General features: G+C 72.0%; 22 protein-coding genes. 10 read left to right on the top strand and 12 right to left on the bottom strand.

Going from position 1 to position 25,452, the window contains the following annotated elements; genetic code table 11:
* The gene (gene fdh / locus ACQEVC_RS31460) at nt 1-3,363 is read right to left on the bottom strand and encodes a formate dehydrogenase (protein ID WP_432884791.1); all 3,363 of its coding nucleotides are present in this window, start codon (nt 3,361-3,363) and stop codon (nt 1-3) included.
* 246 nt (nt 3,364-3,609) lie between these two features.
* Between fdh and ACQEVC_RS31465 the strand changes: the two genes are divergently transcribed.
* The 3 genes from ACQEVC_RS31465 to ACQEVC_RS31475 all read left to right on the top strand — a co-directional run bounded on the left by ACQEVC_RS31465 (nt 3,610) and on the right by ACQEVC_RS31475 (nt 6,763).
* Nucleotides 3,610-4,878: a cytochrome P450 gene (locus tag ACQEVC_RS31465; RefSeq protein ID WP_432884794.1), complete on the top strand. Its 1,269-nt coding sequence runs from the start codon at nt 3,610-3,612 to the stop codon at nt 4,876-4,878.
* 126 nt (nt 4,879-5,004) lie between these two features.
* Nucleotides 5,005-5,604 carry a maleylpyruvate isomerase N-terminal domain-containing protein gene (locus tag ACQEVC_RS31470; RefSeq protein WP_432884797.1) on the top strand — a complete coding sequence of 200 codons (600 nt, stop codon included), beginning with the start codon at nt 5,005-5,007 and terminating at the stop codon, nt 5,602-5,604.
* Nucleotides 5,605-5,734: 130 nt separating this feature from the next.
* The gene (locus ACQEVC_RS31475) at nt 5,735-6,763 is read left to right on the top strand and encodes a magnesium transporter CorA family protein (RefSeq protein WP_432891799.1); all 1,029 of its coding nucleotides are present in this window, start codon (nt 5,735-5,737) and stop codon (nt 6,761-6,763) included.
* Nucleotides 6,764-6,931: 168 nt separating this feature from the next.
* Here ACQEVC_RS31475 and ACQEVC_RS31480 read toward each other — a convergent pair whose 3' ends face one another.
* Nucleotides 6,932-7,699, bottom strand: coding sequence for a hypothetical protein (locus ACQEVC_RS31480; RefSeq protein ID WP_432884799.1), 768 nt, complete (start codon nt 7,697-7,699; stop codon nt 6,932-6,934).
* 311 nt (nt 7,700-8,010) lie between these two features.
* Here ACQEVC_RS31480 and ACQEVC_RS31485 point away from each other — a divergent pair, with 311 nt between their 5' ends.
* From ACQEVC_RS31485 to ACQEVC_RS31495, 3 genes are all read left to right on the top strand, one after another.
* The gene (locus ACQEVC_RS31485; RefSeq protein ID WP_432884802.1) at nt 8,011-8,367 is read left to right on the top strand and encodes a hypothetical protein; all 357 of its coding nucleotides are present in this window, start codon (nt 8,011-8,013) and stop codon (nt 8,365-8,367) included.
* On the top strand, nt 8,364-9,023 hold the full coding sequence (locus ACQEVC_RS31490) for a nucleotidyl transferase AbiEii/AbiGii toxin family protein (protein WP_432884804.1): 660 nt from the start codon (nt 8,364-8,366) through the stop codon (nt 9,021-9,023). Before ACQEVC_RS31485 ends, ACQEVC_RS31490 begins: the two co-directional genes overlap by 4 nt.
* A gap of 127 nt (nt 9,024-9,150) precedes the next feature.
* Nucleotides 9,151-10,314 carry a low temperature requirement protein A gene (locus tag ACQEVC_RS31495; protein WP_432884806.1) on the top strand — a complete coding sequence of 388 codons (1,164 nt, stop codon included), beginning with the start codon at nt 9,151-9,153 and terminating at the stop codon, nt 10,312-10,314.
* Between the two features lie 97 nt (nt 10,315-10,411).
* On the opposite strand, the gene ACQEVC_RS31500 is transcribed toward ACQEVC_RS31495, so the two are convergent.
* The 6 genes from ACQEVC_RS31500 to ACQEVC_RS31525 all read right to left on the bottom strand — a co-directional run bounded on the left by ACQEVC_RS31500 (nt 10,412) and on the right by ACQEVC_RS31525 (nt 14,880).
* A complete protein-coding gene (locus ACQEVC_RS31500; protein ID WP_432884809.1) occupies nt 10,412-11,128 on the bottom strand; it encodes a hypothetical protein in 717 nt (238 codons plus the stop codon).
* Between the two features lie 365 nt (nt 11,129-11,493).
* Complete coding sequence (locus ACQEVC_RS31505; protein ID WP_432884811.1) at nt 11,494-11,727, bottom strand: hypothetical protein; 234 nt, start codon at nt 11,725-11,727, stop codon at nt 11,494-11,496.
* A gap of 111 nt (nt 11,728-11,838) precedes the next feature.
* Complete coding sequence (locus tag ACQEVC_RS31510; RefSeq protein ID WP_432884813.1) at nt 11,839-12,876, bottom strand: questin oxidase family protein; 1,038 nt, start codon at nt 12,874-12,876, stop codon at nt 11,839-11,841.
* A 211-nt stretch (nt 12,877-13,087) separates the two neighbouring features.
* Nucleotides 13,088-13,774 (bottom strand): DUF998 domain-containing protein, encoded by a 687-nt coding sequence (locus tag ACQEVC_RS31515; RefSeq protein ID WP_432884815.1) that lies wholly within the window; start codon nt 13,772-13,774, stop codon nt 13,088-13,090.
* Between the two features lie 51 nt (nt 13,775-13,825).
* Nucleotides 13,826-14,485, bottom strand: a complete 660-nt coding sequence (locus tag ACQEVC_RS31520) for an SRPBCC family protein (RefSeq protein WP_432884818.1) — start codon at nt 14,483-14,485, stop codon at nt 13,826-13,828.
* The gene (locus tag ACQEVC_RS31525; RefSeq protein ID WP_432891802.1) at nt 14,482-14,880 is read right to left on the bottom strand and encodes an ArsR/SmtB family transcription factor; all 399 of its coding nucleotides are present in this window, start codon (nt 14,878-14,880) and stop codon (nt 14,482-14,484) included. The genes ACQEVC_RS31520 and ACQEVC_RS31525 overlap by 4 nt, the downstream gene beginning before the upstream one ends.
* Before the next feature lie 161 nt (nt 14,881-15,041).
* On the opposite strand from ACQEVC_RS31525, the gene ACQEVC_RS31530 reads away from it, so the two are divergent.
* Nucleotides 15,042-16,058: a DUF5937 family protein gene (locus tag ACQEVC_RS31530; RefSeq protein WP_432884821.1), complete on the top strand. Its 1,017-nt coding sequence runs from the start codon at nt 15,042-15,044 to the stop codon at nt 16,056-16,058.
* Nucleotides 16,059-16,145: 87 nt separating this feature from the next.
* Here ACQEVC_RS31530 and ACQEVC_RS31535 read toward each other — a convergent pair whose 3' ends face one another.
* A complete protein-coding gene (locus ACQEVC_RS31535; RefSeq protein WP_432884823.1) occupies nt 16,146-16,841 on the bottom strand; it encodes a hypothetical protein in 696 nt (231 codons plus the stop codon).
* 319 nt (nt 16,842-17,160) lie between these two features.
* Nucleotides 17,161-18,051 carry a LysR family transcriptional regulator gene (locus tag ACQEVC_RS31540; protein ID WP_432884825.1) on the bottom strand — a complete coding sequence of 297 codons (891 nt, stop codon included), beginning with the start codon at nt 18,049-18,051 and terminating at the stop codon, nt 17,161-17,163.
* 75 nt (nt 18,052-18,126) lie between these two features.
* On the opposite strand from ACQEVC_RS31540, the gene ACQEVC_RS31545 reads away from it, so the two are divergent.
* Complete coding sequence (locus ACQEVC_RS31545) at nt 18,127-18,873, top strand: CTP synthase C-terminal region-related (seleno)protein (RefSeq protein WP_432884828.1); 747 nt, start codon at nt 18,127-18,129, stop codon at nt 18,871-18,873.
* A 172-nt stretch (nt 18,874-19,045) separates the two neighbouring features.
* Here the strand turns inward: ACQEVC_RS31545 and ACQEVC_RS31550 are convergent, their stop codons facing one another.
* On the bottom strand, nt 19,046-22,813 hold the full coding sequence (locus tag ACQEVC_RS31550) for a CHAT domain-containing protein (RefSeq protein WP_432884831.1): 3,768 nt from the start codon (nt 22,811-22,813) through the stop codon (nt 19,046-19,048).
* Between the two features lie 186 nt (nt 22,814-22,999).
* Here ACQEVC_RS31550 and ACQEVC_RS31555 point away from each other — a divergent pair, with 186 nt between their 5' ends.
* Together ACQEVC_RS31555 and ACQEVC_RS31560 are read left to right on the top strand one after the other, a co-directional pair.
* Complete coding sequence (locus ACQEVC_RS31555; protein WP_432884834.1) at nt 23,000-23,380, top strand: hypothetical protein; 381 nt, start codon at nt 23,000-23,002, stop codon at nt 23,378-23,380.
* Nucleotides 23,377-24,342, top strand: coding sequence for a hypothetical protein (locus ACQEVC_RS31560; RefSeq protein ID WP_432884835.1), 966 nt, complete (start codon nt 23,377-23,379; stop codon nt 24,340-24,342). The genes ACQEVC_RS31555 and ACQEVC_RS31560 overlap by 4 nt, the downstream gene beginning before the upstream one ends.
* Nucleotides 24,343-24,420: 78 nt before the next feature.
* Here the strand turns inward: ACQEVC_RS31560 and ACQEVC_RS31565 are convergent, their stop codons facing one another.
* Complete coding sequence (locus ACQEVC_RS31565) at nt 24,421-25,446, bottom strand: hypothetical protein (RefSeq protein ID WP_432884838.1); 1,026 nt, start codon at nt 25,444-25,446, stop codon at nt 24,421-24,423.
* Nucleotides 25,447-25,452: the final 6 nt, after the last annotated feature.

Consider the following 25,452-nt stretch of genomic DNA (forward strand, 5'->3'; position numbering starts at 1 on the left):
TCATCCCTCCCGTTCCGGGTCGCCGCCGCCGGCCCGGCGCCCCACTGATCCCGCGTCGCCGCCGGTCCCGCGCTCGGCCGACGCCGGGTCGCCGGGGGCGGGTCCGGCGCCCGGTGGGACGCCCCGGCCGGCGGTCACGACCGGCGGGTGGTGCCCGTCGAGGCCGGCCCGCCGCCGGTAGTCGGCGAGATAGTCGAGCAGGCCCGGTCCGGTCGGGCGCCGCCCGGCCCGGATGTCGCAGGTGCCGACCTTGCTCTCCTGGATCAGCACGTTCGGGTCGAGGGTGACCCCGAACAGGTCGTTGGCCGGCTCGCCCCGGACCAGTCCGGCGCTGCCGAAGTGGTACGGCAGCCACACCTGGTGGATGATCCGGCCCTCGATCCGCAGCGGGGTCAGCCGGTCGGTCACCATCACCCGCGCCTCGATCACGCCCCGGCTGGTGACCAGGTGCGCCCAGCCCAGGTGGGTCAGGCCGCGCTCGACGGCCAGCTCCGGCCCGACCTCGACGAACATCTCCGGTTGCAGTTCGGCCAGGTGTCGGACGGTGCGGCTCATCCCGCCCGCGGTGTGGTGCTCGGTGAGCCGGCTGACCGTGAAGACGTACGGGTAGACGTCCGTGCCCGGATCGGGCGGGCTCGGGTTGGTCGGGTTGTCCGGCCGCTGGTACGTCTTGCGGGTCGGGTTGGCCTGCTGGCCGTAGAGCGGGTTGCGTACCGGGGACTCGACCGGTTCGTAGTGGGTCGGCAGCGGCCCGTCCAGGATTCCGGCTGGCGCGTACAGCCAGCCCTTCCCGTCGCCCTGCATGATGAACGGATCGTCGCCGGCCAGCGCTGCCACCCCGGTCGCGTCCGGGTCCGGCCGGTACGACGGCGGCTTGGTCTTCTCGAAGTCCGGTACGTCGTACCCGGTCCACTCGCCCCGCTCCGCGTCCCACCAGACGTACCGCTTGCGCTCGCTCCACGGCCGCCCCTCCGGGTCGGCGGAGGCCCGGTTGTAGAGGATCCGCCGGTTGAGCGGCCAGGCCCAGCCCCACTCGGCGGCGACCCAGTTCTGCTCCCCGCCGGGCTTGCGCCGGGCCGCCTGGTTGACGCCGTCGGCGAAGACCCCGGTGTAGATCCAGCAGCCGCCGAGGGTCGAACCGTCGTCCTTCATCTCCACGAAGGAGCTCAAGGGGCGGCGGGTGGCGATCTCGTACCCGTTGATCTCCCGAAGCACCGCCTCGGCATCCGGCTCGGCGTGCGGGCCCTCGGTCGGATAGTCCCAGGCCAGGTCGAGCAGGGCCCGGTCGCGCGGCCGGGTGGAGCCGGCGAGCTTGCCGCGGATGATCCGGCCGAGGTGGTAGAAGAACCAGAGTTCCGAGCGGCAGTCGCCGGGTGCCTCGACGGCCTTCTCCCGCCACTGCAACAGCCGCTGCGTCTGGGTGAAGCTGCCGGGCTTCTCCACGTGCGAGGCGGCCGGCAGGAAGAAGACCTCGGTACGGCACCGCTCCGGGGCGATTTCGCCGGTCTCCACCTCCCGGCTGTCCTTCCAGACCGTCGCGCTCTCGATCATGAAAAGGTCGCGGACCACCAGCCAGTCCAGGTTGGCCATGCCGAGCCGCTGGGCCCGGCCGTGCGCCGAGCCGACCGCCGGGTTCTGCCCGAGCAGGAAGTAGCCCTTGACCTTGCCATCGATCATGTTGAACACGGTCTGGTACGTGCCGTGGTCGCCGCTCATCCGCGGCAGGTAGTCGTAGCAGAAGTCGTTCTCCGGGGTGGCCGCCGCTCCCCAGTACGCCTTGAGCAGGTTCGCCGCGTACGCCCGGGCATTGCCCCAGAAGCCCTTCTGGCCCGGGTGCAGGATGGCCTCACACCACTTGTCGAAGGTCGGATGCTCCCGGTGGTTCGGCATCGGCAGATAGCCGGGCAGCAGGTTGAACAGCGTCGGGATGTCCGTCGAGCCCTGGATGCTGGCGTGCCCGCGCAGCGCCAGTACCCCGCCGCCGGGCCGGCCGACGTTGCCGAGCAGGAGCTGGATGATCGCCCCGGTCCGGATGTACTGCACCCCGACGCTGTGCTGGGTCCAGCCGACCGAGTAGACCAGCATGGTGGTGCGGTCCCGGTTCGAGTTCGCCACCCAGGCCCGGGCGACCTCCTCGAACTTCTCCCGGGGTACCCCGCAGACCCGTTCCACCATCTCCGGGGTGTAGCGCGCGTAGTGCCGCCTGAGGATCTGGTAGACGCAGCGCGGGTGCTGGAGCGTCTCGTCCCGCTCCGCCTGGCGGGAGACCGGCGGTCCGTGCGACTCGTGCCGCAGCCCGGCCGCGCTGTCCCGCTCGGCGGCGGTGTCGTTCCCTCCGTCGCCCTCCTGGCCGGCGTACTGCCAACTGGACTGGGCGTAGCTGGTCCGGTCCGGGTCGTAGCCGGAGAAGAGCCCGTCCAGGTCCTCGGTGTCCTGGAAGTCCTCGCTGACGATGGTGGCCGCATTGGTGTACGCGACGACGTACTCCCGGAAGTCCAGCTCGTTGTCCAGGATGTACCGCACGATGCCGCCGAGGAACGCGATGTCGGTGCCGGCCCGGATCGGGACGTAGGTGTCGGCGAGCGCGCTGGTCCGGGTGAACCGGGGATCGACGTGGATCACCTTGGCGCCCCGCTTCTTCGCCTCCATCACCCACTGGAAGCCGACCGGGTGCGCCTCGGCCATGTTCGAGCCCTGGATGATCACGCAGTCACTGTTGATCAGGTCCTGCTGGAATTCCGTCGCGCCGCCGCGACCGAAGCTGATCCCCAGACCGGGGACCGTGGCGGAGTGTCAAATCCGGGCCTGGTTCTCGATCTGGATCGCGCCCATCGCGGTGAACAGCTTCTTGATGAGGTAGTTCTCCTCGTTGTCGAGCGTTGCCCCGCCGAGGCTGGCGATCCCGAGGGTGCGGTGCAGCGGCCGGCCCTGGTCGTCGACGTCCTCCCAGGTGGCGTCCCGGGCGGCGAGTACCCGGTCGGCGATCATGTCCATCGCGGTCGGCAGGTCCAGCTCTTCCCACTCGGTCCCGTACGGGCGGCGGTAGCGCACCCGCTGCTGCCGCAGGTCGCTGGTGACCAGGCCCAGGCTGGCGGCGCCCTTGGGGCAGAGCCGGCCCCGGGAGATCGGGCTGTCCGGGTCTCCCTCGATCTGGGTGACCCGGCCGTCGGAGACGTAGACCCGTTGGCCGCAGCCGACGGCGCAGTACGGGCAGATGGACCGGGCGACCGAGTCGGCGGTGTCGGTACGCGGCGTCAGCCCGGCGGAGCGGGCGGACTTCGCGGCGGCACCCCGGCCGAGCGGGTCGGTGCCGGTGAGCTGGCGGTAGACCGGCCACCCCTCGATCCAGGTGCGGACCCCCATACCTCAGCACCTCCTGCGATGGCGAGGCCGGTTTCCCGACCACCCGAGGGTAGGTCAGCCAGACGGTGCCCCGAGGGAAAGCGCCGAAACCCGGCGGAGCCGGAAATCCACCGGGAAGTTTTCGGCAGCCTCGCGTCGCCAATCGCGCCTCCAGCCCGCGAAAACGGGACGAAGGGCAGCAAAGCCCCGAGCGCCAATGCGAATGATCATGACATCCGAGGGCGATTGGGGCAGTACCCTGACGCGATGTCTGTCGATCAATCCACCGAGACCGGTTCGGATTCCATCCCCCGGATCGACTTCGACCACCACTCCCCCGAATACCGCGCCAACTGGCGGGCCATCTCCGACGACCACCTGGCCCGCTGCCCGGTGGCCCGGACCGACGCGTACGGCGGCTTCTGGGTGGTCTCCGACCACGCCGGCGTGAGTCAGGTGATGCGGGACGACGCCACCTTCAGCTCGGGCCGCAGCACCGAGGACCCGTCGGACCCGCGGCAGGGCATCGTCATCCCGCCGAACCCGATCAGGCAGGTGCCGCTGGAGCTGGACCCGCCGGAGTACAACCCGTACCGGCGGATCATGAGCCCCTACTTCTCGCCGAGCGCGGCCCGCGACTCGCTGCCCTTCGCCGAGCAGGCCGCCGACGCCCTGCTGGACCGGGTCTGCCCGAGCGGCCGGATCGACCTCGTGCTGGACTACGGCAACCCGCTGCCGGCACTGGCCACCATGAAGCTGATCGGACTCCCGCTGGACGACTGGCAGACGTACGCCGGGCCGATGCACTGGGTCGCGGCCTCGCCGCCGAGCGACCCCGACTACCCGCGCAACGTCCAGGTGATGGGGCAGCTCGGCGGTGCCATCGCCGCCGAGGTGCCGAGGCTGCGCGAGGAGCCGGGCGAGGGACTGCTCAGCGGTCTGGCCAGGGCCACCGTCGACGGCGCACCGCTGCCCGTCGAGGAGGTGGTGAGCATCGCGCTGCTGGTGATCCAGGGCGGCCTGCACACCACCACCGCGCTGTTCGCGCACACCATGCGCTGGCTGGCCGACCACCCCGAGCACCGGGCGGCGCTGATGGCCGATCCGGCGCTCTGGGAACACGCGACCGAGGAGTTCCTCCGGGTCTTCCCGCCGGCGATGGGCTTCGCCCGGACCGCCACCCGGGACGTGATGGTCGGCGGGCAGCAGATCCGGGCCGGCGACCGGGTGATGATGTCCTTCGCCGCCGCCAACCGGGATCCGTCGGTCTTCCCGGACCCCGACGAGGTACGGCTGGACCGCTCCCCCAACCGGCACACCAGCTTCGGGCTCGGCATCCACCGCTGCATCGGGCTCAACCATGCCCGCGCCTGGTTCCCGCTGATGGTGCGGCGGGTGCTCGAACGGATGCCGGACATCGTCATCGACCAGGCGGCCACCAGGCAGAACGAGAGCCTCGGCGTGATCAACGGCTTCGGCAGCATGCCGGCGACGTTCACCCCGGGCGAACCGCTCGGCGTGACGATGCCGGACTGACCGGCGCAGGTCGCCCGGTCGCCGGTCCGGGCGGTCGCCGGGAGCGTCCCGGCGGGCGCCCGGCCGTCGGGCGGAGCGGGTACGGTCTCCGCTGACCACCAACCGATCCACCGTACGGGGGTAGCGATGACCGTCAGCGCGGACGACCTGGAGACGGCGGTGGCGAGTGTCGTCGAGACGCTCCGGCCCGGCACCGACCGGGACTGGCGGGTCCCGGCGGACGGACTGGACTGGGACTGCTGGCACACCGGGGAGCACCTCGGCGACTGCCTGCTGTCGTACGCGATGCAACTCGGCTCCCGCCCCGCGGACCGGTACGTGCGGTTCCTGGCCACCGTCGCCCCGGAGGCGACCCCGGCCCAGCTACTGGAGTTCGTCGAGGGCAGTGGGCGGGTCCTCGCCGCGATGGTCCGGACCGCCCCGGCGGCGGTGCGGGCCTGGCACCCCTACGGCATGGGCGACCCGGCCGGCTTCGCCGGGATGGGCTGTGTCGAGGCGCTGCTGCACGGCGACGACATCGCCCGGGGCCTCGGACTGACCCTCGCACCGCCGGCCGAGGTCTGCTCCCGGGTGCTGGCCCGGATGTTTCCACAGGTCGCCGCCGAGTTGGCCGAGGTCGACCCGTGGTCGGCACTGCGCTGGGCCACCGGCCGGACCGAGCTGCCCGGCCGGCCCCGGGTGCGGCGCTGGCACTGGCAGGCCGCGCCGCCGGACGAGCGCGGCTGACCGGGCTCTCCCGCCCGCCCGGACCTCGTCGCGTCGCCGTCACCGACAGCGGCCGAGGTTCGACGAACCAGCACGCCGGCCGGCACCGTCGGCCTACCGTCAGGTGCGTGGAGGAAGAGACGGCGTGCGGATGAGCAACACCCGGATGTACCGGGACGGCGCCCTCGTCGACCAGGACTTCCCTGCGCGGGAGGTCGGCGACCGGCTCGCCGGCGACGACCGGGTGGTGATCTGGCTCGACATCTGCCGGCCGACCGAGGACGACCTGAAGCTGCTCGCCGAGGAACTCGGGATGCACGAACTGGCGGTCGAGGACATCGTCCAGCAGGCCCAGCGGGCGAAACTCGACCGGTACGACACGCACCTGTTCCTGAACACCTACATGGTGCGGCTGGACGCGGACGGCGGGCTGACCGACGACGAGTTGTCGGCGTTCATCAAACCCCGGGCCCTGGTGACGGTCCGCTACACCGACAAGTTCGACATCCGGCACGTGCTGGCCCGCTGGGACGAGAGCGCCGAACTCGCCCCGCACGGGATCGCGTTCCTGCTCTACGGCCTGCTCGACACCCTGATCGACGGCCACTTCTCCGCGGTGCAGCAGCTCGACGCGACGCTGGAGCGGGTGCAGGGCTCGATGTTCAAGGACGGTCGGGCGGGCGGGGCCGGCGACGCGGGCCGGGGCGGCGACGCCGGTGCCGCCGGCGAGATGGACCGCAACGAGGTGCAGCGGCAGATCTTCCTCGCCCGGCGGGACCTGGTCCGGCTCCGCCAGGTCACCCTGCCGATGCGGGAGGTGGTGAACGCCCTGATGCGTCCCACCATGCACACCGTCGATGAGGAGATGCTGCCGTACTACCAGGACCTGTACGACCACGTGCTGCGGGTGATCGAGTGGAGCGATTCGCTGCGCGACCTGAACACGACCATGCTCGAGACGAACCTGATGCTGCAGAACAACCAGCTCAACCTGATCGTCAAGCAGGTCACCGCCTGGGCGGCGGTGATCGCCGTACCGACGGCGGTGACCGGGTTCTTCGGGCAGAACCTCGCCTTCCCCTGGCGGCACACCCCGGCGGAGTTCATCGTCTCGCTGGTCGTGACGTTCGGGCTGGCGATCGCGCTGTACGTGGTGTTCCGCCGGAAGAGTTGGATCTGACCGGCCGTCCGGGCCGGTTGCCCACTGCGGGCTGCTCGCCAGCGCAACGTTCCCGAGGACGGACCGGGTCAGGCTGGCTTCCGGGCCAGGTGACGGTTCCGGGCCAGGTGACGGTTCGGGGAGGCCGGCGCGTGGCCGGGCCTCCCCGAAACGGTTCCGTCGACGGCGTTACCGCGACCAGACGTCCTGCACGATGTCCGCGGCCTGGTCCTCCCACTGCGCGTACGCGTAGGGGTACGCGGACACCTGCACCGCCTGGGCGGCGTCGGTCAGCGGCCGGTCCCACCAGCGGTCGACCCGCTTGAGCCCCTCGAAGAACGCGGCCGAGGAGTAGTCGCGGTCGCGGATCTGGTCCGGCGAGCCCCAGCCGGACGACGGCCGCTGCTGGAACAGCCCGAGCGAGTCGTGGTCGTTCCACTCGCCCAGGTGCCCGAGGTTGCGCAGCTTCGACTCCTGGAGGGCGGTCGCCACGCCGATCACCGCGCCCCGCTGACCCATGTCCAGCTTCCGGGCCACCCGGACGATCTCGCGGGCGTTGTCCCGCTGCTCGTCATCGAGGTCGATCCGGGACTGGTAGCCCTGCACGCCGTACGGGACCAGCTTGTCCCGGGACGCCCTGCGGTCCGAGTTCCCGCTGTCGGCGGGCCGGTTGCGGTCGTCCTCGTGCGAGTCGTCGTCCCGCATCGACTGGCTGTACGCCGCCGGCTGCGCGCCCGGGTTCCCGGAGGCGGCCACCACACCGACCGGGCCGGCCACGGCCGAGCAGGCGGCCGCGCAGGTAAGGCCCGCGACGGCCAGCGCGGACCGGCGGGCGATCGGGGTTTCCGCGACGGCCGGAAGCCGGCGCGTCACCGGATGTGCGGCGATGGCGGGAAGCCACCGCGTGCGAGCGGTCTCCGCGATGGCGGGGAGCCATCGTCCGAAGATCGGATTCATGGTTGCCCTTTCGTCTGGATTCCGGGAGGCACTGCGAGGCTCTGGGGGACCCCCAGCGCACAAGGGAGGTACGCCCGCGGTCCAGGGGGCTGAGCTCGCGGGCGTACCGAGATAAACAACCAGCCCGCCCAGTCCGGCATTCCGGATTTGCCTGGCTGGCCTCGGCCCCGGTCCGGTCCTGCGGTGCCGTCCGGGACCGGCGGTCACGGACGCCGGGTCCGGGCCGGTCCGGGGCCGGCGGCAGGCCGGACAGACCAGCAAAATCGGGTACGGACGATCCGTACCCGCCAGCTTCCGGCTACCCTGAGCGCATGCAGTACGCCGCCGTGGCCGGAACCGGCGTGGTCCACCTGGCCCGCCCAGGCCGGCCTGCCGTGGTGACCCCGACCGTCGCCGAGCTGACCGGCCCGACCCGGGGCACGGTCGTGCTGCCGCTGCGCCTGATGTGGGGGCCGGAGCGCAGCTTCGACCTGGACGATCCGGACCAACTGCTCTGGATGTACGAGAACGTCCTGCGCGAGAGCACCCGCTCCGACGACCTGCGCCGGTTCCTCAACGGCCGGGTGCTCCGCCGGATCTGGTCCGCACTGAACCTTCCGCGCGGGGTCCGGGCGGCGTGGGAGCGGCGGCACCCGTCGCTGGCCGCCGCTGATCGCCGGGCGGCATGACCACCACCCATCTCGACGACTTCTACCGCCAGGTCGCCCGGGTCGCCCTCTCCGTGGCCGACAAGCACGGATTCGTGCTCGGCGGCGGGGTGGCCTGGGCTGCGCACGGGCTGCTCTCCCGGCCGACCGAGGACGTCGACCTCTTCGCCGACGTCGACGGCGCGGCGGCCAGCGCCGAGGCGGAGGTCCGGACCGCGCTCGAGGCGGCAGGCTTCAGCGTCGTCGACGAGGACCCGTCGAGCGACCTGGCCGGGCTGTTCAGCGGGTTCGAGCTGGACATGAAGGACTTCCTGGTCGGCCGGGGCGGACGGCGGCTACGGCTCAGCCTGGGGCGGCTGGACCGGCACCGCAGCCCGGTGGTGATGGACCTCGGGCCGGTCATGCACGTCCAGGACCTGGTGGCCAGCAAGACCGCCGCCCTGGTCACCCGCCGTGAGGTCCGGGACTACATCGACGTCGCGGCGGCGCTCGACCGGTACGCCGTGGATGACCTGATCCGGCTCGCCGCCGAGTACGATCCGGCGATCGAGCCGGACGACATCACCGCCGCCGGCCGCTACCTGGACCGGCTGCCCGACCAGCGCTTCGCCCGGTACGGCCGGGACCCCGCACAGGTCCGGAAGATCCGCGCGAAACTGGCCGGCTGGCCCCGCTGACCCGGTCGTGCCCCGCCTCGTCCGGCGCCCCTAGCTGGCGTTTTCCCGATCGCCGCCGTCGACGGATGTGAGACTGGGACCGGGCCCGCTCGGTGACGGGCAGCACTCCGATTCGTCTGGTTGACCATTGCTGGAACCCCGTCCCGACAGCGCCCGCCGGCCGACGATGCTCGAACTCTTCTTCGACCTGGTGTACGTCGTCGTCCTCGCCCTCGTCTCGCAACGGCTGATGCGCGACCCGGACTGGGCAGACGCGATCCGCGCCCTGCTCCTGCTGACGGCGCTCTGCTGGGTCTGGGGCGCGACCGTCCTGATCACCAACCTCTACCACCCGGACCAGCCGAGGATCCAGGTCGCCACCATCGTGGCCATCGTCGGCAGCCTGCTGATGGCCGCCGCGATACCGGGCGCCTTCGACCGGCACGGCCTGGTCTTCGCGGTCACGTACGTGGGGATCCATCTGGGCCGTGGGCTCCTGCTGATCCCGACACTCCGGGGCCAGCCCGGCGAGTTCCAGCGGGCCGTCAAGGTGATGACCTGGTTCTCCGTCTCCGCCGTACCGTGGCTGGCCGGCGGTGCGCTCGGCGGGACCGAGCAGATCGCGCTCTGGTCGGTCGCGTTGGCGATCGACGCCCTCGGGCTCGGCCTCCGGTACCCGGTACCCTGGCTGCGCAGGGTCCGGGCCGCCCAACTCCTCAGCGTGGCCGAGCACCTCGGCGAGCGGTTCCAGCAGTTCTTCATCGTCTCGCTCGGCGACGCGATCCTGATCATCGGGCTGGCGATGAGTCGCACCGAGTTCACCGCCGTACACCTGGCCGGGTTCGGGGTGACCCTCGGCAGCACCGTCCTGCTGTGGCGGATCTACGTACACTGCGCCGGGCAGGTGCTGCCCGCCGCGATCGGCGCGTCCAGGCGGCCGGCACGGTTCAGCCAGAGTTCGCCGTACAACCACGTGGTGATGGTTGCCGGGGTTGCCGCCACCGCCGCCGGCTTCGAACTCGCCATCGTGGATCCGACCGGCGAACCGACACCCGGGTGGGTCGCCACGACCCTGGGCGGTCCGGCACTCTTCCTGGCCGGACGGGCCCTCTTCGAGTACGAGGTCTTCGGTCGCGTCTCCCCGGTACGCCCCGCCGCGATCCTCGTACTCGTCGCGGCGGTGCCGGGCGTGCTGCGGCTGCCTCCGCTCGCCGGTACGGCCGTGGCCGCTCTGGTGCTGGCCGGGGTCGCGGTCACGGACGCACTGCGCGGCCGGAGGCACTCCGCCGGGGCGACCGCCTCGGCCGGTTGAACCCGGCGACCGCACCGCGCGCCCCGGCCAGCGCCGGGTTCGGCCCGGACACGCCGAAGGCCGGACCCGGGTGGGATCCGGCCTTCGGTTTCCTGCGTTAGCTGTTGTTCCAGGTGTTGGCGACCAGGTCAGCGGCCTGGTCCTCCCACTGCGCGTACGCGTCCGGGTACGCCGACACCTGCACCTTCTGCGCCGCCTCGGTCAACGGCAGGTCATGCCAACCGTCAACCTGACGCAGACCCTTCAGGAACGCCGTGGTGGAGTACTCCGGATCGGTGATCTGCTCCGGCGAACCCCAACCCGACGACGGACGCTGCTGGAACAGCCCCTGCGAGTCGTGGTCGTTACGGTCACCCAGATGACCCAGGTTCTCCAACTTCGACTCCTGAAGGCTGGTGCCGACCGCGATCACCGCGGCACGCTCGTCCAGACCAGCCTTCTTCGTCGCCTTCACAATCGCCTTCACGTTCTCGGACTGCTCACCCGACAGCGAGATCCGCGACTGCTCACCCTGCACACCACGCGGCACCAGCTTGTCCCGCGACGGCTTACCGCCCTTGCGGTCCTTGTCCCGCTTGTCACCCTTGTCACGCTTGTCGCTCTTGCCCTTGTCGCCCTTGTCGCCCTTGTCGGCCTGCATCACCGACTGCGACACCGGGCTACCGGCATGCTCCGGAGCGGCCTGCGCGGCCACGGCGGGGCCGGCGACAGCGCCACCGACGAACGCCAGACCAGCCACACCCAGAGCGGTCCTACGAACCAGAGAAGTCTGCTCGACGGCCGGAAGCCATCGGCTGAACAGAGTCGTGTTCATGATGGTCCACCTTCCAATCGGGGGAACAACACCCACAGGGGGCTGGGGTGTCATCGGAAATGCAACCTCGTCCCGAGACACACGCTGACGCTGGTCTCCAAGGGACAGAAGAACACCCGAGCACCTCGCAGGGGGATGCCGGTACTCGGGCGAACACCATATGTAACGACCGGCGGCCCCGGATCATTCCCGGAGACCCGACCACCAGCCCAGCTCACAGCCGGTGGTACTCAGCCGTACGCGATATGTAACGACCGGCAGGCCACCAACATTCCCCGAGACCGAGTCGATCATGAAATCGAACCGGACACCCGGGACGAGACAGGCCATGGCACGCAGCCAGCCGCTTGGTCCAGCGTGCGCGGCTAATCGTCCGCCGTCAGGCGGGTCACCAGTTGGCCGAGGTAGCCCTCCACCTGCGCCCGGTCGTAGCCGCGGAGCCGTACTGTCAACACAGGTCGGCGAAGCTGCTGGGCAGCGGCGGCACGATTCGCCGGACTGCCCGACGCAAGCGCGTCGTTGCCGCGACGGATCAGCTCGTGCACCTCGTCCCGGTCGTACCCACGCAGTGTCACAGTGAAGTCAGGATCTTGGGTCACCTCGGCAGGGTCGCACCCCGTGTCCAGACACGCCGCTGGCCGGGCCCCTGTCTGTGTGGAGTTCCAGCGGCGCACAGTCAGGCCCAAGCTGGGCTGGCGGATGTGGAGAGGTCACTCGATGAGCTGCCCGGCCCGCACGGCAGCGGCCAGTGCGGCTCGCTCCCCGGTCCGCTGGTACACGTCGAGCGCGGTGTCGGCGAACTTGATGACGTGCTCGTCGCCGTGCGTGACCGCGCACTCCAGCACGTCCGCGTCCCCGCCGGAGACCGTAGGTGGGCGGCGATCGGGTGGCACGGAGTCCGGCGCGTACGCGCAGATGATGGCCGCGGTCGCCGACCAGGCTGCGGTGAGACTCGCCGGCCAGAGGTCACGCGGCAGCGCCGGCAGCGTGTGCAGTACGGCGTTGGGTGCCGTCGCGGTGTGCACCAGCAGTACCGGACCGGCGTGCCCGTGGCCGGTGTAGCGCAGCGTCGCGGCGGTGGTCAGCTCCGAGAGGATCACCCGAGCCTCGTCGGGATCCGACGGCGCCCGCAGCGACGCCACCGCGCTGGTCCAGCCCGGCAGTCCGGGCAGTCGGGCCAGCCGTTCCGCGACGGTACCGGCCGGTGCGTCGAGTCGGGGCAGGACGGCGATCGCGGCATCCGCCGGCAGGCTGCCCACCGGGATCGAGGCGCCCGGCACCGTACGGAACCGAGCGGCCCAGAACGCGAGCCCGTACGCGAGTTCGACCAGCACCGGTCGGCGCGGGTCACCGGCGAGCAGTGCCCGTACGGCATGGCTGACCCGGATCACCCCGTGGGTGGTGCCGGCGACGATGCCCGGCAGCAGCCGGGGCCACCAGGTTGCCAGTACGTTCCGCCACGGCCGTTCGGTGACCTGCCGGGTCAGGTACGCCGTCCAGTCGCCGATCCGCCGCTCGTCGCCGAGCGCTGCCCGCCAGTTCCGGTCGGTGACCGCCTCGGTCGGCGCCGGCAGGTCGTCCAGCCGCGTGATGTACCGGTCGAGCCAGCGGTGTACCCGATCCGCGTGGCCACGGCGTACCAGTACCTCCACCGCCATCGGGCCGTGGTTGGTCAGGGTGTTCTCGCCCCACTCGGGGCCCGCGCCGTGCAGCCGCTCGTACGCTTCGGAAAGCAGTTCGGTATCCATGGGTACGAGGTTCTCGTTCGGTAGTGTCCAGGGCGACGATTAGGATGTGACCTAATCGTCCGGACGGAACAGCCACCGTCGCGGCACGGCTGCCCCGCAGGACCATCCGTGGCAACGGTGGCCACTCCGCTTCCCCCGCCCGCCTTGCCGGCCGTCCGCCTTGCCGGCCACTAGTTGCGCGCCGGCCGGGCTTCGGCCCGCGAACCGGCTCCTAGCCCTCGCGGACTCGGCCGCGTTGGTGCGCGGCCAGCAGCGACGTCCAGGTCAGGACAAGCCCGATCGCGACGGCGAAGGCGACGTTGGCCGGTCGGGACCCCGCCAGCACGAAGATCGACATCCAGCCGGCCAGGAAGAGCAGGCCGGTAGTCGCGCTGAACACCGCCCAACCGTGACGACCGGCCGACGCGAACCGCCGGGCGAACCCGAAGCACGCGGCGATCAGCGCGAGGAAAGCGACCCCGGCGACCAGGAAGTGCAGCATTCCGTGCCAACTGACGCTGGTGGGCGGGCCGGTCGGCGTGCCGGGCGGGAAGCCGTCGACCGGGTCGGCGGAGAAGAACGCCGCGCCGACCATCCCGGCACCGAAGACGCCGATCAGCCGGGGTGCCCAGGCCCGGCCCGCCGCCGGCTCGCGGAGCCGGCGCAGACCGATCGCGTACGCCACGAACAGCAGGCCGGTGACCGCGAAGTTGACGATCTGGATCCATCCCTGGGCACCGTTGCTCAGCAGGCTGGCCGGGTGCCGGCCGATGTCGAAGCCGTCCCTGGTGAGCATCTGTAGCACGACCACCACTATGTAGAGGGGGCCGGCGACGACGCCGCAGGCCAGCAGGGCCCTCGTCGACCCGACGACCGTTCCGGGCACCCTGCCGGGCTCGGCGCTGACGGTCCCGGTCACCGGTCTGTCCCGTCCGCCGGTACCGGACGGGTCACTTCCGCCCGCCGCCGGTCAGCCATTGTCGTCGCCGTTGGTGTCGGGGGCGAAGTGCTGCACCGCGAACGCGATGGCCGCGGCGAGGTCCTCGTCGCTGGTTCCCCAGGCGCCCTGGACCGCCGGTCCCCAGGCGTGGCAGCTCTGCCGGGCGAACTCCTGCACCTCGGGGGCGTCCTCCCAGGTGGCGGGATCGAACTCCGTACCGCCCAGGAACAGGTCGAGGCCGAGCAGGGCGATGTCCCAGCCGCCACCAATGCCGATCGTGCCGCCAGGGCCGTAGGTGGCCACCATCTCGTCGACGATCTGGGCCGGCGACGCGTGCTCCAGCTCCAGTACGGTACCGCCGTCCGCGTCGGGCGCGAGCCGGACTTCGACCTCGGTGGACATTCCTTCGCCGAGCACCCAGGTCACCTTGATCAGGCGGGGCTCCGCACAGCGCAGGATCTCTCCGCCGGCATTGTCCCTGAGCTGGAACTTGCCGCCGAGCCGCAGGTCACCCTCGATCGGGGCCAACCATCGGCTGATCCGTTCGGGGTCGGTGCAGGCGCTCCACACCTCCTCGATCGGTGCGTCGTAGCTGCGGCGCAGCAGCAACGACCGCCCTTCGCCCGTGGCGACGGCCTGGTTGCCGATCTCCCGGTGGGTGGCGTTCACCTGGTTGACGATGTCGATCACGTGTCTTCCTCGCTCTTCGTGGATGGTTGTCTGCCCGCGGATGACGTCCCGGCAGCCTTGTCGCGTGGTTCGCGGCGCTCGCGCCTGCCCCGGGCGAGTTCGGTGCCCAACGCGTCCAGGCGCTGCGTCCAGAACCGGCGGAAGCGCTCCAGCCAGATGTCGACCTCCCGTAGTGGCGCCGAATCGACGGTGTACAGGCGGCGGGTGCCGTCCGGGCGGACGGTCGCGAACCCGGACTGTCGCAGCACCCGCAGGTGCCGCGACACCGCCGGTTGGGAGATCCCGAACTCCGTCCGGATGACCTTGCTGACCACGCCCGCGGCCTGTTCGCCGTCGGCGAGCAGTTCCAGGATCCGGCGTCTCACCGGATCGCCGAGCACGTCGAACGCCTGCACGGCAGAGAGAATGTCATCCGACACTTATATAAGTCAAGCCTGAACTTTGACCTTCGAGTGGACTGCCTCCGGTTCCGCCGGACAGGGGTGTGGGGTCGGCCGGCGCCCCGCCACAGCACGGCACGGACCGGGCCTGTCGCTCGGGGGCTAACCTCTGCCTGGTGATCCACCTCCACTTCAGCACGGAAGACCTGGGCCGGATCCGGTTCGCGTTCTCACCGCTGATGGAGGCCGTGACCAGCGTACGAGCGCTGTCCGCCAGCACCCCGAGCCGACTGCACGCCCCCTGGGTACGGCAGGTGGCGGCGCGACTCGACGAAGTCGACCTGGAACTGTTGACCGCCGTCGTGCGGCCCACCGGATACATCCCCGACTTCCTCGTCCCGCCGCCGTCGACCCGACTGTCCAGCATCGAGGCGAGCCTCGACGAAGTGGCCGGGGCCGACCTCGACGAAGTGGCCGCGCAGCTGTCACACCTGGCCGGACACCGGGTTGCCCAGCAGGGCGCGGGCCGACCCCGACGGGAGCGGCTGCTGCGGGAACTCGTCGACGACCCGGAGGCGGCAGTGGCCCGTCTGGTCGGCGCGTTCGCACACTACTGGCAGATGGTGATCGTGCCGTACTGGCCACGGATCCGCGCCCTCTTGCAGGCCGACCTGGGGTATCGGCTCGAAGAACTCGCCGCCGGCGGGGTACAGCAACTCTTCCGTACGCTGCACCCGCTGGTCAGCTTCGACGGCGACACGCTGCGCGTCGTCAAGTACTACGAAGGGCACGCCGACCTGCGGCATCGTGGACTGCTGCTGGTGCCCTGCGTCTTCGCCTGGCCGGACGTGATCGTCCGCACCGGTGACCCCGGCCCGCCGACCGTCACGTACTCGCCTCGCGGGCTCGGCCGGCTGTGGGAGACCCCAAACCTCCAGCAGCAATCCCCGTTGGCCGGGGTGCTCGGTCGTACCCGCGCCACGATCCTCGCCCAACTGGACCTGCCGATGTCGACGACCCAGCTCGCCTGTCAGGTGGAGCTGACCCCGCCCACGCTCAACTCCCACCTGAAGGCGCTGGAGGCAGCCGGCATCCTGTCGGCACGACGGGACGGCCGCTCGGTCCTCTACGCCCGCACGTCCCTGGGAGACGCGTTGCTCACCGGGCCGGTGGACGCCCCGACAGGCGGTTGACCCGCACCGCGCCCGGTGCGGAGACGCCGCTGGCCGGGTCCCCGATGGTGGGGACCCGGCCAGCGGATGTGCTGCTCTGCTTGTTCGTTAGCTGTTGTTCCAGGTGTTGGCGACCAGGTCAGCGGCCTGGTCCTCCCACTGCGCGTACGCGTCCGGGTACGCCGACACCTGCACCTTCTGCGCCGCCTCGGTCAACGGCAGGTCATGCCAACCGTCAACCTGCTTCAGACCCTTCAGGAACGCCGTGGTGGAGTACTCCGGATCGGTGATCTGCTCCGGCGAACCCCAACCCGACGACGGACGCTGCTGGAACAGCCCCTGCGAGTCGTGGTCGTTACGGTCACCCAGATGACCCAGGTTCTCCAACTTCGACTCCTGAAGGCTGGTGCCGACCGCGATCACCGCGGCACGCTCGTCCAGACCAGCCTTCTTCGTCGCCTTCACAATCGCCTTCACGTTCTCGGACTGCTCACCCGACAGCGAGATCCGCGACTGCTCACCCTGCACACCACGCGGCACCAGCTTGTCCCGCGACGGCTTACCGCCCTTACGGTCCTTGTCGCTCTTACTCCTGTCACCCTTGTCGCCCTTGTCGCCCTTGTCGGCCATCACCGACTGCGACACCGGCGAACCGGCATGCTCCGGAGCGGCCTGCGCGGCCACGGCGGGGCCGGCGACAGCGCCACCGACGAACGCCAGACCAGCCACACCCAGAGCGGTCCTACGAACCAGAGAAGTCTGCTCGACGGCCGGAAGCCATCGGCTGAACAGAGTCGTGTTCATGATGGTCCACCTTCCAATCGGGGGAACAACACCCACAGGGGGCTGGGGTGTCATCGGAAATGCAACCTCGTCCCGAGACACACGCTGACGCTGGTCTCCAAGGGACAGAAGAACACCCGAGCACCTCGCAGGGGGATGCCGGTACTCGGGCGAACACCATATGTAACGACCGGCGGCCCCGGATCATTCCCGGAGACCCGACCACCAGCCCAGCTCACAGCCGGTGATACTCAGCCGTACGCGATATGTAACGACCGGCAGGCCACCAACATTCCCCGAGACCGAGTCGATCATGAGATCGGACGCCGCAGACTGCCGGCTATCCGGTTTGCCCGGTGATGGCGTCGCTGAGCGCGGTGGCCAGCGATCCGCCGGCGCGAGGTCTGAGCAACTCCGTCCGGTGCACCAGACGTGGAGCGACCAGCGGTACCTGATCGATCCCGGCGCAGGACGGCACCGCCGACCGGGGCAGTACCGCGAGCCCGTGCCCGGCCGCGACCAGTGCGACCAGCGCGGCGATATCGGTGCCGGCGTACCGGATCGAGGTTCGCGGGTTGTCTGAGCGGGCGACGGCGCTCAGGTCCGACAACGCGGCCGTCACGTCGGGTGCGTCGATCCACCGGGCATCCAGCAGATCGTCCAGCGTGAGCCCGGCGCGCGGCCCGAGCGGATGGCCCTCCGGCAACAGCACGACGAGCGGTTCCTCGGTGACCGCGACGCCGACGAGCGCGCCGGAGTCGAACAGTCGTAACGGGTCGCTCGGTGCGACCACGCCGTCGACCAGGGCGATGGTGTACTCGCCGGTGGCGAACCCGGCGGCCACCGACTGCCGGTCGGCGACCCGTACGGTCACGTCGAGGCCGGGTCGGGTCCGGCGTACGACGGTGAGTGCGGTCGCTACCCGGGCCGTCGCGGCCAGCGGGGTCATGCCGAGGCGCAGGGGTTCGTTCGGGTCCGCAGCCGCCCGCCGGACGTCGACCCGGGCCGCGTCCAGCCGCAGCAGGATCGGACCGGCGTGCTCCAGCAGCCGCTCCCCCGCCTCGGTCGGCGCCACCGGGCGGCGGTGCAGCAGCATGGTGCCGAGATCGCCCTCCAGCGCGGCGATGTGCTGCGAGACCGCGGACTGGGTGTAACCGAGTCGCCGGGCGGCCGCCGAGAACGAGCGGCAGTCGGCCACCACCACGAAGGTACGCAGCAGGTGCGGGTCCACCGCATCAGTATTGCTTATCAGGCCAGCGCTGATCATCATTGGTGCTGCACGCGGTCGGCGGGCCAGGATGGTGCCATGTCCGAGATCCGATCCGCCTTCACCGCCCGGGTCGCCGCCGTCGGCGACCGTTCTCCGCACGTCCGCGCCCATGCCCGCATCCCCGCGCTCCTCGACGCGCTGCGGCTGCGTGACCGGCTCGACCTGGACCTGTACTGGATCCCGACGCCCGAGGCGGCGGACGGCGGCGCACTGGCCGGCTTCGACGGGATCTGGCTCACTCCGGGCAGCCCGTACCGGAGTGAGGTGGGTGCGATCAACGCCGTCCGCACCGCACGGGAGCAGGGCATACCGTTCCTCGGTACCTGTGGCGGCTTTCAACATGCCCTGTTGGAGTACGCGCGTGACGTGTGCGGGCTGTCCCGGGCCGCGCACGGCGAGAACAACCCGGAGGCGACCGGAGAACTGCTGATCGAACCGCTGGCCTGTTCGCTCGCCGGGCACGAGGGGACGGTACGGATCGCAGCCGGCTCGCTGGCCGAACGGGTGCTCGGTGCCGCCCGGAGCGTCGAACGTTATCAGTGCGCCTACGGGGTCAATCCCTCCTATCTGGACGTCCTCCGGGCGCACGGGCTGCGCCTGACGGGCTTCGACGACGCCGGAGACGTCCGCGTCGCCGAGTTGCCGGGGCACCCGTTCTTCCTCTGCACCCTCTTCCAACCCGAACTCGCCGGGGACGGCACCGTCGTGCACCCGATGATCCGCGCCTTCGCCACGGCCGCCGCCCTGCACGCTGGCAGCCCCGACCCGGTACCCGCGACCTGACTGTCGCCGCCCGGCCCGCGCGCGACCCTGACCCGCCCGGCCGCCCCACCGCCGGGACGGCCGACCGCCCCACCGACCGACCGGCACGCCGGAGAGCACGCCGTCCCGGTGGCCTTGGCGCCCCCGCTCCAGTCGACCCCGCTCCGGTCGACCCGTCCACGCCGGTGGTCCGTCAGCTCGGAGCCGGGGAGAGTGGCCGGTTCAGCCCCACGTGGAGGTATCCGGCCCATCGGGTCGGAGTCGACGGAAACTCGTCGCGCAGCGCCCGTACCGTGTCGGTGAGCGCCCGCGCCGCGTCGGCCGTCTCCGGTGGCCTGGTGCCAGCGCCGGTCAGGGTGCCGTAGAAGGCCTCGGCGACCCGGGCGCTGTCCGTGGTGCGCCACATCGTGCCGACGACCCCACGGAACCCGGCGAGTTGGAACGCCGACGCCAGGTGCAGCGGCTCGTCGGTGAAGGTCGGATGGGCCTCGGCGGTACTGCACGCCGACAGGAAGGCCAGCTCCGGCCGGTCCAGCCGGTACGAGCGGACCAGGTGCGGGCTGAGCGTCGCCGAGCCGAGTCGCAGGCCACCGCCGAGCATCGCGTTGGCGCTGGTGTCGGCGGCGCCGTGGCAGGCGAAGTGCGCGATCGGGTGGACCCGGAGCAGGTCCTCGACATCGCGCAGCGCCACCTCCGTCCCGCTGAGCAGGGCGGAGCCGGGGATCAGCCGGGCGACCTGCTCGACCTCGGCGCGTACCTCCGGCAGCGCCGACAACCGCGGTGCGCCCGGTACGCCGACGACCGCCGCCGTTGCGGTGGCCGATGGCCGGGCCCGCCCGGTCGCCGCGTGGGCGAGCGCGCTGAGCGTCGGAGTGTACGACGACACGGTGCGGTCGAGCACCGTACGGGACCCGTCCGCCGCGCGGTGGTGACCGGCCGCGTGCAGCGGAAGCCGGGCCAGCGAGCCGACCGGGCACCACCAGATCCTCGGCGCCGGACCCTCCGCCGGGGCGATCCGGTCGAGTACCGGCCCGGTGACGGCGTCCCACAGCCAGGCCAGCACGTCGAGCAGGTCCTCCTGGGCGGCGACCCGCCGGTCGAAGGGTACCGCCGGGTCGGTCGCGTCGAGCACGGCCGCGTACATCCGGTTGACCTGGCGTTGGACGGCGGCCTCGCGCAACTCGGGCAGCCGGACCAGGTCCACCGGCCGTCCCGGCTCCGCCGGGACCAGCAGGGCGTCGCCCCGGTCGCCGAAGGTGTTGACCACGACCACCGGCAGGCCCCGGAGCCGTTCCCGGAGCACCGGCAGCGACGGTGGCCGCAGCAGGTCGGCGAAGCCCGGCAACGCGCGGATCCGGGCCACCAGCCGGTCCCGCTCGGCGGCGAGTTCGCGGGTCCGGGGCAGCCAACTGGTCCGGGGATCCCACTCCCGGGTGCTCTTGGCCAGCGACTCGCCGGACGCCGTGGTCCGCTCCACCTCGATGATGAACTTGCGGACGTGCGTGTACGCGTCCGCCTCGGCCAGTTCACGTTCGACCCTGGCCAGGTCCGCGGCGAGCAGCGGATCGACGGCAGCCAGCTCCGCTCCGCCGACGCGGATGTCCAGGGCCTCGTTGAAGAGCAGGCCGCGCCCCCGCTCCAGGAGTTCCACGGCGGCGTCGGGATCTCCCGCCGCGACCGCGACGGCGGCGGCCTCAGACGCCAGCCCGCCGAGTCTCGCGATGGCGTCCAGCCGGCGCCGGCCGGCGGTCGACCGACTGATCACCGAGGGGATCCGCCGGACGGCACGCTCGAGCGCGGCCAGCCGGGCGGCGGGATCTGCCGCCTCGACGGCGAGTTCGGCCTGGCGGCGTTCGGCGTCGATCCGGCGCTGCGGATCGGTCACCGGCGAGGCGGCGATCGCGGCGTAGGTGGCGATCGCCTCGGCGCGTGCCGCCGCCGCCTCGGGCCCGCCCAGGCCGGCCAACTCGGCCGATGCCCGGGCCAGGATCAGGGCTCGGATCGGCCACCAGTGGTGCCCGGCCGGAGTCTCGTCGAGCGCCTGCCGGGCCAGTGCCACGGCTCCGGTGAGCGCGTCCAGGTCACCACCGAGCACGAACCGCTGGTACCGCGTCTCCGCGATCGAACTGCGGATCCGCGGCTGGTCGGGATGACCCGGCGGCAGCAGCGCGAACGCCTCCTCGAAGACCTGCTCGGCTGCCAGCAGCTCCACCGGGTCCTTACGCCGAAGGGCGTACTGGGACCGGCTGCTCGCCAGGTTGTAGGTGAAGCCGACCCGGCGGGAGTCGTCGCCGGGCAGGGCGGCGAGCGCACGCCCGTTCGCCTCCACCGCCTCGGCGAGCAGCGCGTCGTCCGGCGCCAGGGCGTCGCGGTGCACCAGCATGCTGGCGAGGCTCATCAGCCGCACCGGGTACACCTCCTGGTCGGCCGAGGTGTGCGCGACCGCCTCCCGCTGGTGCCGCACCGCCTGGTCCAGGGCGTCGCGGTCGCCGGCCAGCCGTCCGGCCCGGGCGTACGCGTCGGCGAGCACGCCGAGCTGGGTCGGTCGGGCCTCCGGGTGCGCGTCGGTCAACTCCAGGGCGGCCCGGGCGGCGCTGACCGCCGCCTCGACCAGCGCGTCGGAGCGTCTGTGCAGTCCCGCGTCACCGGCCGCACCGGCCAGCAGATTCAGGAGTTCCCGGCGCAGCGGGTGCTCCGGGCCGGCGGCGTCCAGGGCGATCTGGGCGCAGATCGCGGCCCGCTCGGCCCCGTCCAGTTCACCGCCGTGCTGCCAGCGGTCGTGTTCCGCCTGGCCGAGTAGGAGCAGGGCACGCGGCCGGGCCGGGTCGAAGGCCGGTACCGCGGCGCACAGCACCAGGGCCGAGTCGAGCCGCTCGGCCAGTACCTCCGGCGAGGTGTCGACGCCGACCCGGTCGGCCAGTTCCCCGGTACGCCGGAACAGCCGGTCCAGCAGCCCCGGCCGCTGGGCGGCATTCAGCACGGTACGCACCGGTTCGAGGCCGACCGCACGGGCCAGCAGGTTGCCGACCTCGTTGAGTCGCTCCAGCCGGGACGGCAGCTCCGGATCCTCCGGAAGCGACGAGGTCACCGCGTCCCGCCACGCCGCCGTCGCCTCGAGCAGGATCTCCACCGACGGCTGTTCCGGCAGCTCCGACAGGCGGCGCAGCGCGGCACCGAGCCGACCGACGAGGTCCAGGTCGGTCGGCCGCCGGTGCCAGCCGAGCTGCGCGGCCCGACGGTAGTCGCCGACCGCCATCTCCAGCGCCCTCGGGCCGGCACCCTCGTCGAAGTACAGCTCGAAGAGACGGCCCCGGAAGGTGAGCCGGGCCGGCCGGTGCGGGTCCCGGGCGGCGGTGACCGTCAGCGCCTTCGTGGCAGTGTCCAGCGCGTCGTCGTACCTGCGTCCGTCAAGGGCGTGCTCGGCGACCGCGAGCAGCGCGTCGGCGAGGTCGGTCAGCAGCGCGGCCTGGAGCAGAACGCCGGGCCAGCCACGCTGCCGGGCCGCGTACGGGAGCCACTCCCGGTAGAGGCTGACCAGCATCCGCAGCGCCCGATCGTCGCCGGCCAGGTGCCGCTGCCGCAGCCGGTCGACCCGGTCGGCCTGCTGCCGGCTCAACAGGACGGCGGAGAGTTCGTCGACTCCGGACGGACCGGGCTCACGGCACTCGTCGCGCAGCGGCTCGGGCACCAGATCCGGTTCCCGGCGCTGGAGCCGGCGGAACAGCTCGACCGCCGCCTGGCGCTCCCGCAGCCCGTCCAGCCCGGGCAGCAGCAGATAGCGGCACCAGTGCAGTCGAGCCAGCACCCCCGCCACCTGCCAACCCGGGCCCCGGTCACCGACCTGCGGGCCGAGGCGCTGCGCCGCGTCGGCCAGATCCGCGTCGAGCGGGATCGACGGATCGGCGCTGCGCTCGTACTCGTCGAGGGCGGCGGTGATCAGGTCCAGGTCGCTTCTCGACATCGCTGCGTCCCATCGTCCGGCCGGGCTACCGAGGCTGGCCCGCGGTCGCCTTCCGGCACACAGTCTCGCCGACCGGGGTGGTGGGTGCGAGGCGATGCCACCGGGTGCCCGCACCTCGCGACGACGCGGTGCGGTGGGCGTTACTGTGTCAGCGGAATCCGGCCGGCCGACGCACGGGGAGCGGACATGGAACTCGTTGCGCAGCGCATCGGGCGGCTCTGCGGCCAGGCGGGCGGCGGACAACTCCGGGAGTACGCCGAGCGGTTCGGCGCCGTCGACGTGCTGGACCGGATCGCCGACGCGATCGGGCAGGGACGGCTGGACCGGCAACTCGAAGCCGACCTCGACCGGCTCGACGTCGTGTTCGCGCGGCACGGCGTCGACGGGCTGACCACCGGCAGCCGGGGCTTCGAGACCTGGCGGGGCGGCGGCGGGCATCCCACGGTCACCGGCTGGACCTGCCCGAACCGACAGGCATGTGCCCGGGCGGAGCGGGCCGGTGACGGTGACCGGCCGACCTGCGCCCTGACCGGGCTGCCGTTCGTCGAGACCCGGATCACGCTGTGACCGCGTTCCTCGCCGAGCTGGGCAAGCAGTTGGTGACCCGGTGGACCGCCACCCTGATGGTGCCGGGGGCGCTCTTCGCCGGGGTGGTGGTGCTGGCGCAGGTACTCGGACACCGCCACGCGGTCGACCGTCGGATCCTCGGCACCTGGCTGGACACGGTCGCCGCCACCCCGACCAGCGGACGCAACGCGACCCTGCTGATCGCCGCGGCCGGATTCCTGCTCAGCGCCGCCGCGGCCGGGCTGCTGGCCGGGGCGGTGGGCCTGCTCGTCGAGTGGACCTGGGGACTGGCCGGCTCGGCGCCGGTGTTGCGCTGGCTGGCCGGGTCCCGGCAGCGGCGGTGGGCCACGGCGGACGCCGAGGTGGCGGAGGCGGAACGCGCGCTGCTGGCCGATCCGGCCGATCCGGCGGCCCAGGCCCGGGCCCGGCGGGCGATCGCCCGGCGGGACGCCATCGGCCTGGTGGCGGCGGAGCGGCCGACCTGGATCGGTGACCGGTTGCATGCGGCTGACGTCCGGGTGCACCGCAGCTACGCGATCGACCTGGCGACGGTGTGGCCACGCCTCTGGCTGGTGCTGCCCGAGGCGGTACGCGGCGAGTTGACGGCGGTGCAGGACCGCTGCGCCTCGGCGGCCCGGCTCGCCGGCTGGGGTGTGCTGTACGTGCTCCTCGGCGCCCTCTGGTGGCCGGCCCTGTTCGTCGGGGCGGTGGCCCTGCTCACCGCCCGGTACCGTGCCCGGCTCGCCGTCGGCGTCTACACCGACCTGGTCGAGGCCGCGGTGGACCTCTACGGACGGAAGCTCGCCACCCACCTGGGCCTGTCCGGCCAGGGTCGGCTCACCGCCGAGACCGGGGCGGAGATCAGCGCGATCGTCCGCAAGGACGACGTGGTACGCCAACTCCGCCCGACCACGCCCGCCGGCTCTGCTCCCCCGCTGCCGCTGCCGCTGCCGCACGGCTGACGGCGTGCCGGCCGTACGCTACTCGCGTGCTCCGGCGCCCCTACGGTTGCCGACGGCGCGGCCGAGGCGTCGCGACGGTCAGGGCCGCCAGGACGGGTTGTGCAGGATGGCGAGGTTCTGCCGGGCGGTGACCCCCAGCGCGTGATCGGCGCCGGCCAGCGCGTCGAGCACCGCCCAGTACCCGGTGATCGCCCGTTCCCGCTGGCCGGCGAGGGCGAGGGTGGCGGCCAGGTTGTTGCGCCGGCCGATCGTCTCCAGGTCGGCCGGCCCACGCCGCCGCTCGGTGTGCCGGACGTTCTGCCCGTGCAGGTCGATGGCGAGCGCGTACTGGCCGGCCTGCTGGTAGCCGATCGCCAGGTTGTTGCGGAACACCAGGCTGAGTTCACCGTCGACGCCGTGCAGGTGCTCGGTCACGGCCACCAGTTCGCGCAGCACGTCCAACCCGTCGTCCACCGCCCCGGCCGCGAGGTACGTCTGGCCGAGCGCGTTGCGGACCTTCAACGTGTCGTCGTCGGTCGGGCCGAAGGCCCGGGCGGCCTCGGCCGCCAGCGGCCCGAGCACCGCGACGGCCTCGGTGAACGCCCCGGCGAACCGATGGTTCTCGGCCACCGCCAGCCGGTAGGCCAGGGTGCTGCGGTCGGCCAGCGGCTCCCGGCCGAGACTGGCCGCCCGCCAGACGTCGAGGGCCATCCGCACCGTACCGAGCTGACCGTCGACCTGGCGCGGGGCGGGCGGCGGTGTCGCCGGCAACGGGGCGTCCGGCCCGGCCTCCCGGGTCACCCACCCGGCGAGCGCCGCCCGCAGGTCGGCCTGGCGGACGCCGTTGACGTGCAACCGGGACAGCCCCCGGTCGGTACGCAGGTGCAGCGTCGCGCCGTCGGCGTCCACCTCGGACAGCGACGTCGACAGCACGAAGGTCACGATGTCCGGTGACCGTACGTCGAGTCCGCGCAGGTCGGGCCAGCGGAACTCGAGGAAGCGGCGGAACCGTCCGCGTACCACGATGCCGGAGCGGTCGAGGACGACGGTGAGCTGTGCACTCTGCTCGGTCCGATCGGGATGCCCGCCGAGATAGGTCACCCTGGGCAACGTCAGCGCCGGCATCCCGAC

The organism is Plantactinospora sp. CA-294935 (assembly GCF_050936445.1).
GTDB lineage: Bacteria > Actinomycetota > Actinomycetes > Mycobacteriales > Micromonosporaceae > Plantactinospora.